We start from the raw sequence: 12,600 nt of genomic DNA on the forward strand, positions 1-12,600 counted from the left end.
GCGCCGTCCCGTGTGCCCACCCTCCCCCAAGCTCTCGGCTTCGCTCGAGCAGGGGGGACCCCCATCGCCCCAGCGGGACGATTGCCCACACGGCGCGTGGGCACCGCCCGCCCGGGCGCGGGCGCACACGGGCGGTGGCGACCGCCCCAACGCGGGCGCGGACCCCACACGGCGGCACCGCCCGCCCGGGCGCGGGTACACGGCGTCAGTGCCCCGCGGCGAGGGCTCTAGCCAGGTTCCGCAGGTCCTCGGCCCGCAGGACCCGTTCGGCGAAGCCGGGGAGGGGAACGTGCAGAAGGGAGGTCCAGCGGGCGGGGATGGCGTCGGGGCCGTACACCGCGCCCGCCAGGGTGCCGGTCACGGCCGCCACCGTGTCGGTGTCGCCGCCCAGGTCGACGGCTGCCGCGAGCGCCTCCTCGAAGGAGTCCGTGACGCGCAGCGCCCAGATCGCCGAGCCGAGGCAGGGCCAGACCGCCCCGTTGAACTCGGTCGCGTCGTCCGGGTGCCAGCGGGGAGCGAGTACCGTCGCCCACCGCTCCCGGTGTGCCGGGTCCACTTCGGCCAGGGCGGCGGGCACGGCGGTCAGCGGGTCCTCGCCGAGGAGGGCGACCCGGACGAGCTCGTGGAGGATCGCCGTGCCCTCCCACGCGGCTCCGTCTCCGTGCGTCAGCGCGGCGATCCGGCGGGCGGCGTCCATCGTCTCCGTCCGGCCTTGCGCGGCGAAGTGGACGGCCGAGGTCGACGCGCGCATCAAGGAGCCGTTGCCGGCGGCGCGTCCGTTGGTGCGGAAGTGCTGTGCCGCCGCGGTGTCCCAGGGGTCGCCGCCCAGCAGGACCTGCTCCGTCTGGAGGCCGATGTCCTTGGGGTCCGCCGCCGCCCAGCGGCGGAAGCGGGTGAAGACGTCGGGCAGGTCCAGGCCGCGCCGTTCCAGGAGCGACTCGCCGAGCAGGACCGCCATCTGCGTGTCGTCCGTCGCCTCGCCCGGATCCCAGCCGCCGCCCCCGCACAACTCCCCGGCGCCGTCCGGGAACCGCTCCCGGAAGACGCCGGGCGGCCCGAACTCGAAGGGTGCGCCGAGTGCGTCGCCCACGGCCGATCCCAGTACGGCGCCCACGGCCCTGTCGGTGTCTGGCATGGGGTCAGGTTAGAGAACGGTCGTCTTGCGAGGTGTCCGGGTCGCGCGGACCAGGAGGAACAGCGGTAGGCCGACGGGGGAGAGGAGGATGGTCAGGAGGAGCAGCGGGGCCATCAGGAAGGGGGAGATCGCCAGGCGGCGGGACTCCCGGTACATCCACTGGCCGAGCAGCAGGTCCCAGGCGATGACCTGGGCCCAGAGGGCGCCGGCGCCGTTCGCGAGGGTCGTGAGGTCGCGGAAGGTGTCGACGTCGGGGCTGCTGACCGCCGCCCACAGTTCCGGCAGGACCGGCGCGGCGAGGACCGCCCAGACGGCCAGGATCGGCAGGACCGTCAGCGGCGAGGCCGCGAGCCGTTCGGTGACCCGCCGACCCGGCGCGAAGATCATGAGCAGCCAGACCGGCGCCGCGAGGAAGAACGTCAGCTCGAAGAGGAAGCCGGTCACGCCGTGACCTCCTGGGTGCGGGGCGCCGTGGTGGTGCGGAGGGACAGCGCCGCGGCCACACCGCCCGCCAGTACGATCCCTCCCGCGGCCGCGAGCGTCGCCCCGTCCGGGGCGAGGAGCGCCTGACCCCGCAGCGCCTGCCAGGTCAGCAGGACGAAGGTCGCCGCGTACGCCGCGGAGGCCGTGAGCGTGAGCCGCAGCCGTACGCCTTCGTCCGCCAGACGGGCCAGGGCCGGGAAGCGGGCGGAGCGCGCGGCGAGCGCGGTCATGACGAGCAGCAGCAGCGGGAGCAGCTGGAGCGCGTGCATGCCGAAGAAGTGCGGGATGCGCAGGTCGCCGCCGGTCGTGGCCCAGCCGGTGACCGCCATCGTCGGGCCCCCGTCCGGGACGCCCACGCTGTGGGCACCGGTGACCGGCACCCCCTCGACGGCGAGCTGCTCCGGTGTCGGACGGACCATCAGGAAGCCGACGGCGGCGCCTGCCAGGGCCAGCAGCGAGGACAGACGGACGGCCCAGGCCATGGCCCGGTCGAGGATCCGGGCGCGGAGCAGGAGCACGGCGATGACGAGGGCGCCCAGCCACAGCACGACGACGGTGGCGCCCATGATCTGGAAGACGGCGGCGTCGAACGGGGTCTGCTGGTTGAAGTGGCTCCGGGTGCCCCGGATCACCTGGAGGGTGATGAGCACCATCTCGATGGTGCTGGCGACGGTGACCACCGTCCCGGCCCACCAGCCGGCCCGCCGGCCGCGGGGGAGCAGCGAGAGCATCCAGGCCAGCGACAGCCCGTAGGCGACGAACGAGACCGAGAACTTGAACGGCTTGGACCAGATCGGGACGCCCACGAGGATCCGGTCGTCGACGACGATGCCGACGGCGGAGACGAGGGCCAGGACGCCCATCGAGGCGGAGAACCAGACCAGCGGGCGGTGCAGCCGGGTCGGCGGGGCAAGGGTGCTCTGTGGGTTCGGCGAAGGCATACGGATCCCCCCGTGAAGTATGGATAGTGGCACTCGCCACTATCTGATAGCGCCACTATCTATGATGGGGGTGTCGGTCGGCAAGACCGGGGAAAGACCGGGAAGGTGAACACGCTTTGCGCATCGGAGAGTTGAGTCGCAGGACCGGGGTGTCGGTGCCGACGATCAAGTTCTACGTACGGGAAGGGCTGCTGCCCGCCGGAGAGCTGACGAGCCCGAACCAGGCCTCGTACGGGGAGACGCATGTGCAGCGGCTCCGCCTCATCCGGGCCCTGCTCGAGGTGGGCGGGCTCTCGGTGGCGGGGATCCGGGGCGTGGTCGCGGCGGTCGACGACGCGGAACGCCCGGTGCACGACGTGCTGGGCGCGGCGACCAAGCCTCTCGTGCCGCGCTACGAGCGCGAACCCGGAGACGGCATCGACGAGGCCCGGAAGACGGTCGCCGGGCTGATCGCGGCGCGCGGCTGGGGCGCCGACCCTTCAGGCCCGGCGCCGGAGGCCCTCGCGACGGCCCTCGTCGCGCTCGACGAACTCGGGCACGGGCGGTTCGTCGAGGTCCTGGACACGTACGCGGACGCGGCGGAGCGGGTGGCGCGGGCCGATCTGGACTACGTGGCGCGCCATGTGGCGCGCGAGGAGCTCGTGGAGAGCGCGGTCGTCGGCACGGTCCTCGGCGACGTGGTGTTCTCCGCGCTGCGCCGCCTGGCCCATATGGACGCCTCGGAAAGCACGTTCGGGCGGACGCGGGGCGGGGAGGCGGAGTGACGAAGGCTCCGGCTGGAGCGGAATGACGAACGGGCCGGGGGGAGTGGAGTGGCCAAGGGGTCCGGGCTTTCGCGACCCCGGGATGACCGAAGGGGCGGGGCCCTCGTGCGGCCCCGCCCCTCGGCTCGGTTCTCCCGCTCGCGTCAGTGCTCCTGCTCGCGCTCCACCTGCTCGTTCCACTCGCGCTTCATCGCGCGCCAGCCCTCGTCCGACTTGCCCAGGCGCCAGTAGCCCGAGATCGACAGGCGCTCGCGCGCAACGCCCCGGTCGAGCCGCAGGTGCCGGCGCAGCTCCTTCACGAAGCCCGCCTCGCCGTGGACGAAGGCGTGCACGTCGCCCGCCGGGAAGTCCAGGGACGTGACCGCCTCGACCAGTGCCTGGCCCGTCGGGCGGTTGCCCCGGTGCAGCCAGGTGACCTCGATGCCCGTCGACGTCGCCAGCTTCTGCTCCTCGGCCGCGTCCGCGACCTCGATGAGCGCGTGCGCCCTCGCCCCCTCGGGCAGCTGCTCCAGGGCCACCGCGATCGCCGGGAGGGCGCTCTCGTCGCCGGCGAGCAGGTGCCAGTCCGCCGCCGGGTCCGGCGCGTAGCCGCCGCCGGGGCCGAGGAAGCGGACCGTTTCGCCCGCCTGGGCGCGCGCCGCCCAGGGGCCCGCCAGGCCCTCGTCGCCGTGGACCACGAAGTCGATGGTCAGCTCGCGGTGGACCGGGTCCCAGGCCCGCACGGTGTACGTCCGCGTCGTCGGCCACTGCTCCCGGGGGAACTCGGCCCGGATCCGCTCGATGTCGAAGGGCTCCGGGTAGCTCACGCCCTCGGGGGCGAAGAGCAGCTTCACGTAGTGGTCGGTGTAGGTGTCCGCCGCGAAGCCGTCGAGCCCGGGTCCGCCCAGCACGACGCGCACCATGTGCGGAGTGATCCGCTCGGTGTGCACCACACGCGCTTCGGTGGCCTTCGGTGCCTTGCGGGCCGGCTGCTCTGCCACGAGGGGCTCTCCTGACTCTGCGAACTTAGGTATGCCTAAGCTAGCATCCCGCGTCAAGAAAGGCCCGGCGGCTACGGACCGCCCGGGACTACGCGCACTCCGTAGCCGTCGCCGTCAGCGCTCCAGGACCGGCAGCAGGCGTCCCACCGCGCCGCCGAGGTTCCAGCGCTTCACCAGCGCCTCCAGGGCGGCCGGGTCGCGGGGAGCGGTCGGCAGGGCCGCGTCGAAGGCCGGAAGCGGGACGTCGGCGGCGACCCGGACGACCGTCGGCGCCACGTCCAGATATGCCGCCGCCTCCACGATCCCGCGCCGCTTCGCCGGCGTCAGCCTCGACGTCCGGTCCTCCGCGGCGGCCCGGACGCCCGCCAGGTCCCCGTACTCCGTGATCAGCTGCGCCGCCGTCTTCTCGCCGATGCCCTTCACCCCGGGCAGGCCGTCGCTCGTGTCCCCGCGCAGCGCCGCGAAGTCCGCGTACTGGTCGGGCCGCACCCCGTACTTCGTACGGATCAGCTCCGCGTCCACCAGGTCGCAGTCGCCGACGCCCTTGCGCGGGTACAGCACGCGGACGCCCCGCGCGTCGTCGACCAGCTGGAACAGGTCGCGGTCGCCGGTGACGATGTCCACGGGCCCCCCGGCGCGGCCGGCCAGCGTCCCGATCACGTCGTCCGCCTCGTACCCCGCGGCCCCGACCCGCGCGATGCCCAGCGCCGCGAGGACCTCCTCGATCACCGGCACCTGCGGGGACAGGGTGTCCGGGACCTCCTCCACGTCCGGGCCCGTCGCCGTCTCCACGGCCACCCGGTGCGCCTTGTACGAGGGGATCAGGTCCACCCGCCACTGCGGCCGCCAGTCCTCGTCCCAGCAGGCCACCAGATCGTCGGGGCGGTGGTCCTGGACGAGCCGGGTGATGAAGTCGAGCAGCCCGCGCACGGCGTTCACCGGGGTGCCGTCCGGCGCCCGGACGGAGTCGGGCACGCCGAAGTACGCGCGGAAGTAGAGGCTGGCGGTGTCGAGGAGCATCAGGCGTCGCGTCACACCCCGATCATGCCGCACCCCACCGACAGGACCCTCGTTCCGGGGCACCGGGCCCTTGCGGAGTTCGCGCCGGGCCCCTGCGGAGTCGGCATCGGGCCCCTGCGGAGTTCGCGCCGGGCCCCTGCGGAGTCGGCATCGGGCCCCTGCGGAGTTCGAGCCAGGCCCCTCCGGCGTCCACGCCAGGCCCCTCCGGAGTCCGCACCGGCCCCCTCCGAAGTCTTCGTACGCCCCTTCGCGAGCCCCCGCGTGACCCCCGTCACCTTTGCGTTTGCACCCTGTGAAGCCGGGCAGGCGCGAGCCCGGAGCGGAACCCGGTACGGGATTCAACGAAAAGGATCCCCGTACGCGACGGGCCCGCGGGCCGATCCCGCCCGCTCCACGGCCGGCCACGCGGGGGTGGTGGGGCCGTTCTTCATTTCTACCCGTGAGGTGTATGTGTCCAGGCTCCAGGCCGACCATCTGTACAAGGTGTTCGGCAGACGACCCGACGAAGCCGTCCGCCGGCTCGCCGACGGCGCCGACCGCGACGAGCTGCGCGCCGAAGGGACGACCGCCGCGGTCGTCGACGCCGGCTTCACCGTCGACCCCGGCCAGATCTTCGTCGTGATGGGCCTGTCCGGTTCCGGGAAGTCCACCCTTCTCCGCATGCTCAACGGCCTGCTCGAACCCACCTCGGGCCGGGTCCTCTACGACGGGAACGACCTCACCGCGCTCTCCCCCCGCGAGCTGCGCGAGGTCCGCTCCAAGAAGATCAGCATGGTCTTCCAGCACTTCGCTCTCTTCCCGCACCGAAACGTCCTGGAGAACGCCGCCTACGGCCTCGAGGTCCAGGGCGTGCCCCGTGCCGAGCGCGAGACCCGCGCCGCCGAGGCCCTCGAACTGTGCGGCCTCGCCGGCTGGGAGAAGTCCTGGCCCGACGAGCTCTCCGGCGGCATGCAGCAGCGCGTCGGCCTCGCCCGCGCCCTCGCCACCGACGCCGACCTGCTCCTGATGGACGAGTCCTTCAGCGCGCTCGACCCGCTGATCCGCCGCGACATGCAGGACCAGCTCCTCGTGCTCCAGCAGCGGCTGAAGAAGACCATCGTCTTCATCACCCACGACCTCAACGAGGCCATGCGCCTCGGCGACCGGATCGCCGTCATGCGCAACGGCAGGATCGTCCAGCTCGGCACCGCCGAGGACATCCTCGTCCGCCCCGCCGACGACTACGTCGCCTCCTTCATCCAGGACGTCGACCGCTCCCGGGTGCTCACCGCCGCCGCCGTCATGACGGACGCCGCCCCGGCCGACTGCCCCGAGGACTGCGCCTGCCGCGCCGTCGGACCCGACACGCTCGTCGCCGACCTGTGCGCCGTGGCCGCCCTGGCCCCGCACCCGGTGACCGTCGAGGACACCGACGGCTCCGTCCTCGGAGTCGTACCGACGGAACGTCTCCTCGCCGTCATGGGCGGTGTCGCCGCGACGAACGTCCCGTCCGCCAAGGCCGAGGAGGTGGCCGCCCATGCCTAGGCTTCCCCTCGGCCAGTGGGTCGACAGCTCCGTCGACTGGCTCCAGGCCCAGTTCTCCTGGCTCTTCGACGCCGTCAGCACCGGCGTCACCGGCCTGTACGACGGCATTGACGCCGTCCTGTCCGCGCCCCAGCCGCTGCTCTTCGCCGGCATCCTCGCCGTCGTCGCCTGGTGGCTGCGCGGCCTCGCCGCCGGCGCCCTCGCCTTCGCGGGCCTCGCGCTCGTCGACTCGGTGCAGCTGTGGGACGAGGCGATGGCGACGCTCTCCCTCGTCCTCGTCGCCACCCTCGTCACGCTGGTGATCGCCGTCCCGCTCGGCATCTGGGCGGCCCGCTCGAAGACCGTCAGCGCCGTCCTGCGGCCTGTCCTCGACTTCATGCAGACCATGCCGGCGATGGTCTACCTCATCCCCGGCATCATCTTCTTCGGCGTCGGCGTCGTCCCCGGCATCATCGCCACCATCGTCTTCGCGCTGCCCCCGGGCGTGCGCATGACCGAGCTCGGCATCCGCCAGGTCGACGGCGAACTCGTCGAGGCCGCCGAGGCGTTCGGCACCACCCCGCGCAACACGCTGCTGCGCGTACAGCTGCCGCTCGCCCTGCCGACGATCATGGCCGGTGTCAACCAGGTCATCATGCTCGGCCTCTCCATGGTCGTCATCGCCGGCATGGTCGGCGGCGGCGGGCTCGGCGGCGCCGTCTACCGCGCCATCGGCAACGTCGACATCGGCCTCGGCTTCGAGGCCGGCGTCTCCATCGTCGTCCTCGCCATGTACCTGGACCGGATGACCGGCGCCCTCGGCCGCCAGGTCTCCCCGCTGGGCCGCCGCGCCGCCGCCAAGGCCCGCGCCGCGCTGGGCGCGAAGCGGGCCGGGGCCAAGCTGTGGGCCCACCGCCCGCAGCCCGTCACCGCCCTCGTCGGCGTCGTCGTCCTCGCCCTCGCGGCCGGCGGCATGGGCTTCCTCGGCGGCACCGGCGGCGCGACCTCCACCACCGCATCCGGCCCGAACGGCGGCCACGGCAAGAAGGTCAGCATCGGCTACATCCCGTGGGACGAGGGCATCGCCTCCACGTACCTGTGGAAGGAGCTCCTGGAGCGCCGCGGCTACGAGGTCGAGACCAAGCAGCTGGAGGCCGGCGCCCTCTACACCGGCCTGGCCGGCGGGCAGCTGGACTTCCAGACCGACGCCTGGCTCCCCGTCACGCACCAGCAGTACTGGGAGAAGTACCGGAACAAGCTGGAGGACCTCGGCTCCTGGTACGGCCCCACCTCCCTGGAACTCTCCGTCCCCTCGTACGTGAAGGGCGTCGACTCCCTCGCCGACCTCAAGGGCAAGGCCGGACAGTTCAAGGGCCGGATCGTCGGCATCGAGCCCAGCGCCGGAATGATGGGCATCCTCAAGGACAAGGTCCTCAAGGAGTACGGCCTGGAAGGCGAGTACGAGGTCGTCGACGGCTCCACGCCCGGCATGCTCGCCGAGCTCAAGCGCGCGTACGAGCGCAAGGAACCCGTCGTCGTCACCCTCTGGTCCCCGCACTGGGCCTACTCCGCCCATGACCTGAAGAAGCTCGACGACCCCAAGGGCTCCTGGGGCAAGGGCGACGGCGTCCACACCCTGGCCCGCAAGGGCTTCGCCGCCGAGAACCCCGAGGTCGGCGCCTGGCTGAAGAACTTCTCGCTGACCGAGAAGCAGCTCACGGACCTCGAAGCCGTCATCCAGGAGACCGGCAAGGGCAAGGAGCAGGAGGCCGTCCGCACCTGGCTGGACCGGAACCCCGGCCTCGCGGAGAAGCTCGCCCCGCAGTAGGGGTCCTTCGCTCACTGGCTGAAAAGGGATGGTCGCCGATCGTGTTCGGCGACCATCCCTTTTCGTCACGACGCGAAACCCCGCCCCAAAGCTGCGTAAGGTTCAGGTAACCGACCGGTACGAGCAGAGGGAGGGAGCCGACATGGACGAGAAGGAAGCACCCCGCGTGGGCGCGGCCGTCAAGAGGCGCCGCAGAGCGCTCCAGCTGACCCTGGCCGTCGTCGCCTCCCGCAGCGGCCTCTCCGTGCCCTTCCTCAGCCAGGTCGAGAACGAGCGCGCCCGCCCCAGCCGCCGCTCCCTCGAACTCGTCGCCGAGGCCCTGGAGACCACGGCCGGCGAACTCCTCGCCGCCGCCGAGGCCTCCCGCACCGTCGACGTCGTACGGTCCGGGGACCGCAGCCCTGGCATGCCGGCCGGGGTACGGCCGCTGGTCCGCGGCCGCCATCAGCTGCACGCCCTGGAGTTCACCGGCGAGCAGGACGCGGGCCGCGAGTTCCAGCACCGGAACGACGAGCTCCTGTACGTGGCCGACGGCGCCGCCGAGGTCGAGGCCGAGGGCCGGGCCTACCGGCTCGACCGCGGGGACACGCTCTACCTCTCCGGCGGGGTACGCCACCGCTGGCGCGCCACCGAACCCGGCACCCGGCTCCTCGTCGTGGCGGTCGGCGACCACGTCGAGGCCGAGGAGGAGTAGGACGGGTGCGTGCGTCCCTCATCGAGGCCGAGGGGGAGTGAGCACGTGGCCGAGGAGGAGTGAGTACGTGGTGAAGCCGGGGGCCGTGTCGCTCGCGACCGTCCCTCGTCGAGGCCGGGGGAGAGTGAGTACGTGGTGATGCCCAGGGTCGTCTCGCTCGTGCCCTCCCTCACCGAGGCCGTCGCCGTCACCCTGCCCGGTGTTCTCGTCGGCGCGACCGACTGGTGCGGTCACCCCGCGGGGCTCGACGTCGTCCGTATCGGCGGAACCAAGAATCCCGACGTCGCCGCGATCGCCGCGCTCCGGCCCGATCTCGTCCTCGCCAACGAGGAGGAGAACCGGGCCCCCGACCTCGCCGCCCTGCGCGCCGCCGGGCTCGACGTCCTCGTCACCGAGATCCGCACCCTCGACCAGGGGCTGCGGGAACTGGAACGGGTCCTCGCCGCCTGCGGCGCGCCCCGGCGGCCCCGCTGGCTGGTGGAGGCCGAGGCCGCCTGGGAGGCCGTGACCCCGGTGGAGCCCCGCACCGCCGTCATTCCGATCTGGCGGCGGCCCTGGATGGTCCTCGGCTCCGACACCTTCGCCGGCGACCTGCTCGCCCGCCTCGGCTTCCGCAACCTGTACGCCGGCCACCAGGAGCGCTATCCGCGCCTCCCGCTCGACGAGCTGCGCGCCGCGCGACCCGACCTCGTCGTCCTGCCCGACGAGCCCTACCGCTTCACGCGGGACGACGGCCCCGAGGCCTTCCCCGGGACCGCCGCCGCCCTCGTCGACGGGCGGATGCTCACCTGGTACGGGCCGTCACTGGCCGAGGCTCCGAGGGCACTGACCCGGGCCCTGCGAGCAGCGCACCGCTGAACAGCCCGCGCAGGGTGTGGAAACCGGCCACCAGCCAGGCCGCCACGAGGAACACGTACAGGCCGACCGCGAGCCACCGGAAGGCGGCAAGACCCGTGTGCTGTGCCAGTCCCTCCGCTCCGGTCACACAGGTCCCGACCGGAAAGGTGAACGCCCAGAAGGTCATGGCGAAGCCCATGCCGCGGCGCCGGGCCCGCAGCACCATCGCCCCGGCGAGCGCCAGCCACAGCAGCGCGAAGCCCATCACGGGGACCCCGTAGAGGACGGCGAAGGCGGCGAAGCCGTGGGCGTACGGGGCGGGCAGCACGCCCGCGGCCGTGTCGGCGAACTTGTTCGCCGCGGTCGTCGACTGGCCCAGGGGGCCGAGGACCAGGAAGAGGGTGGGGGTCAGCGCGAGGGGGAGCGGGCCGCCGGTGACGAGCCGTCCGAAGACCAGGGGCAGCATGACCAGGGTGGCGAGCAGGCTCACGCCGAACAGCGCGTAGCAGCCGATGAGCATGGTCTGCTGGGCCTGCCCGGCGGGCAGGTGGGGCACGAGGAGGGGGCCGAGCGCCGCCGAGACCATGGGGGCGACGACGGGCAGCAGCCACACCGGCGACGCGCTCTCGATCCGGTGGTGGACCACCATGAGGTACGGGACGCCCACCGCCGCCACCAGGCCGATCACCGTGCCGGCGGTGAACAGGACCGTGTCGACGGCGACGGCCGCCGGCAGCCCGATCCAGTCCCGGCCCACGATCAGCGCCCCGCCGCCGACGGCGAGCAGCGCCATCGACAGACAGCCGTAGAACGGCGCCATCGCCGGATCCATGAGGTGGGCCCGGGCCTGGTCGCGGTGGCGGGCCCAGTGCGCGGCCCGGGCGGCGACCAGGGCGAGCAGCACCGCGAGCGACAGGACCCAGACCGCGGCGCAGGCGGTACGGAGCCCGGGGACGTCCAGGGGGAGGGCGGCGCCCGCGTTGGCGACGATGGCCGTGCCCATGACGGAGGCGTACCAGTTGGGTCCGAGGTGACGGACGGAACGGGTCGCCGGGGCGCCGGGGGTGGTGGCGCGGAGGGCGGGAAGAGGAGGTGCGAGGCTTGCCATGTCCCGATCGTTTCGCGCCGGAACGGCCCCCACCAGGGACGTTGCGGCTATGAGGCCATAAGCTTCCTTTATGAGCAGCGAGCAGGGCCAGACGCCGCCCCCACACTTCCACCGGGGCCTCCACCACCGGGTCCCCGACCTCGGCGCGCTCGAACTGCTCCTCGCGGTCGCCCGGCACGGCAGCCTCGGCGCGGCGGCCCGCGAGGTCGGCATCACCCAGCCCGCCGCCAGCAGCCGCGTCCGCTCGATGGAACGGCAGCTCGGCGTCGCCCTGCTCGACCGCTCGCCGCGCGGCTCCCGGCTCACCGACGCGGGCGCCCTCGTCACCGACTGGGCGCGGCGGATCGTGGAGGCCGCGGAGGCATTCGACGCGGGCGCGCAGGCGCTGCGCGGGCGGCGGGACTCGCGGCTGCGGGTGGCCGCGTCCATGACGATCGCCGAGTACCTGCTGCCGGGCTGGCTCATCGCGCTGCGCGCCGAGCGGCCCGACACGGCCGTTTCGCTCCAGGCCGGGAACTCCGCCGCCGTCGCCGAACGGCTCCTCGCCGGCGAGGCCGACGTCGGCTTCGTCGAGGGCCTCGCCGTGCCGGACGGCCTCGACGGGGTCGTCGTCGCGCACGACCGGCTCGCGCTCGTCGCCGCGCCCTCGCACCCCTGGGCCCGGCGGCGGGCCCCGCTCGACCCGGCGGAGCTGGCCGCGACCCCGCTCGTCCTGCGGGAACGCGGCTCGGGCACCCGGCAGGTCCTGGACGCGGCGCTGTCCGCGCACGGGGGGCTCGCGCAGCCGCTCCTCGAACTCGCCTCCACGACGGCGGTGAAGGCGGCGGCGGTGAGCGGGGCGGGGCCTGCGGTCCTCAGCGAGCTGGCGATCACGGAGGAGCTGGCGTCGCGCCGCCTCGTGGCGATTCCGGTGAAGGGTGTCCTCCTCAGCCGGGACCTCCGCGCGGTCTGGCCCACGGGCCACCGCCCGACGGGCCCGGCGCGGGACCTGCTGTCGCTTACGAGGGGGTGAGGGGGAGGGGCGGGTCCCGTGCCGGGTGCGAGCCGCGCCCGACTGGGCGGCAACCCGAGCCAGTTACGGCGCCCCCCCGCCGCGTGGGCCCACACCCGGGCGGGCGGTGCCCTCGCCCCGTGTGGGCAATCGTCCCTCCCCCAGACTTCGTCCGGGGGGACCCCCAGGGCGGGACGGGTGGGCACACGGGATGGCGCCCTCTAGTGCTCTGACCGCATAGGTTCGCCGGGTTGGTGGTCGTGGCGGTTGGATGTGCGGTGACGTCCGATCCGACTGCTGGAGGTGCGGTGGCCGA

Annotated in this window: 12 protein-coding genes; 6 read left to right on the forward strand and 6 right to left on the reverse strand. The window is 73.5% G+C overall.

Features of this window, described 5'->3' with window-relative positions; all coding sequences use genetic code 11:
- Positions 1-205: 205 nt before the first annotated feature.
- Genes ABT041_RS38540 through ABT041_RS38550 form a run of 3 tightly spaced genes read right to left on the reverse strand, consistent with a single transcriptional unit; the run spans position 206 to position 2,481 of the window.
- Positions 206-1,135: an ADP-ribosylglycohydrolase family protein gene (locus ABT041_RS38540; RefSeq protein WP_351193717.1), complete on the reverse strand. Its 930-nt coding sequence runs from the start codon at positions 1,133-1,135 to the stop codon at positions 206-208.
- A 9-nt stretch (positions 1,136-1,144) separates the two neighbouring features.
- Entirely contained in the window at positions 1,145-1,579 is a 435-nt protein-coding gene (locus ABT041_RS38545; RefSeq protein ID WP_351193719.1) for an ABA4-like family protein, read from the reverse strand.
- Complete coding sequence (locus ABT041_RS38550; RefSeq protein ID WP_351193733.1) at positions 1,576-2,481, reverse strand: class-II aminoacyl-tRNA synthetase family protein; 906 nt, start codon at positions 2,479-2,481, stop codon at positions 1,576-1,578. Before ABT041_RS38550 ends, ABT041_RS38545 begins: the two co-directional genes overlap by 4 nt.
- Positions 2,482-2,675: 194 nt before the next feature.
- Between ABT041_RS38550 and ABT041_RS38555 the strand changes: the two genes are divergently transcribed.
- On the forward strand, positions 2,676-3,323 hold the full coding sequence (locus tag ABT041_RS38555) for a MerR family transcriptional regulator (protein WP_502976717.1): 648 nt from the start codon (positions 2,676-2,678) through the stop codon (positions 3,321-3,323).
- A gap of 143 nt (positions 3,324-3,466) precedes the next feature.
- Here the strand turns inward: ABT041_RS38555 and ABT041_RS38560 are convergent, their stop codons facing one another.
- Both ABT041_RS38560 and ABT041_RS38565 read right to left on the reverse strand, forming a co-directional pair.
- Positions 3,467-4,303, reverse strand: coding sequence for a siderophore-interacting protein (locus ABT041_RS38560; RefSeq protein WP_351193721.1), 837 nt, complete (start codon positions 4,301-4,303; stop codon positions 3,467-3,469).
- A gap of 114 nt (positions 4,304-4,417) precedes the next feature.
- Positions 4,418-5,323, reverse strand: coding sequence for a 5'-3' exonuclease (locus tag ABT041_RS38565; protein WP_351193737.1), 906 nt, complete (start codon positions 5,321-5,323; stop codon positions 4,418-4,420).
- A 450-nt stretch (positions 5,324-5,773) separates the two neighbouring features.
- On the opposite strand from ABT041_RS38565, the gene ABT041_RS38570 reads away from it, so the two are divergent.
- From ABT041_RS38570 to ABT041_RS38585, 4 genes are all read left to right on the forward strand, one after another.
- Positions 5,774-6,847, forward strand: a complete 1,074-nt coding sequence (locus ABT041_RS38570) for a quaternary amine ABC transporter ATP-binding protein (protein ID WP_351193723.1) — start codon at positions 5,774-5,776, stop codon at positions 6,845-6,847.
- Complete coding sequence (locus ABT041_RS38575; protein ID WP_351193725.1) at positions 6,840-8,654, forward strand: ABC transporter permease/substrate binding protein; 1,815 nt, start codon at positions 6,840-6,842, stop codon at positions 8,652-8,654. The genes ABT041_RS38570 and ABT041_RS38575 overlap by 8 nt, the downstream gene beginning before the upstream one ends.
- A 142-nt stretch (positions 8,655-8,796) precedes the next feature.
- Positions 8,797-9,348, forward strand: a complete 552-nt coding sequence (locus ABT041_RS38580; RefSeq protein ID WP_351193728.1) for a helix-turn-helix domain-containing protein — start codon at positions 8,797-8,799, stop codon at positions 9,346-9,348.
- Positions 9,349-9,486: 138 nt separating this feature from the next.
- On the forward strand, positions 9,487-10,206 hold the full coding sequence (locus ABT041_RS38585; protein ID WP_351193739.1) for a helical backbone metal receptor: 720 nt from the start codon (positions 9,487-9,489) through the stop codon (positions 10,204-10,206).
- Here ABT041_RS38585 and ABT041_RS38590 read toward each other — a convergent pair.
- Positions 10,133-11,293, reverse strand: a complete 1,161-nt coding sequence (locus tag ABT041_RS38590; protein ID WP_351193729.1) for a TDT family transporter — start codon at positions 11,291-11,293, stop codon at positions 10,133-10,135. The genes ABT041_RS38585 and ABT041_RS38590 overlap by 74 nt on opposite strands.
- Positions 11,294-11,363: 70 nt before the next feature.
- On the opposite strand from ABT041_RS38590, the gene ABT041_RS38595 reads away from it, so the two are divergent.
- On the forward strand, positions 11,364-12,305 hold the full coding sequence (locus ABT041_RS38595; RefSeq protein WP_351193731.1) for a LysR family transcriptional regulator: 942 nt from the start codon (positions 11,364-11,366) through the stop codon (positions 12,303-12,305).
- Positions 12,306-12,600: the final 295 nt, after the last annotated feature.

This window comes from Streptomyces sp. NPDC002825, from assembly GCF_040295385.1.
In the GTDB taxonomy this organism is placed as follows: domain Bacteria; phylum Actinomycetota; class Actinomycetes; order Streptomycetales; family Streptomycetaceae; genus Streptomyces.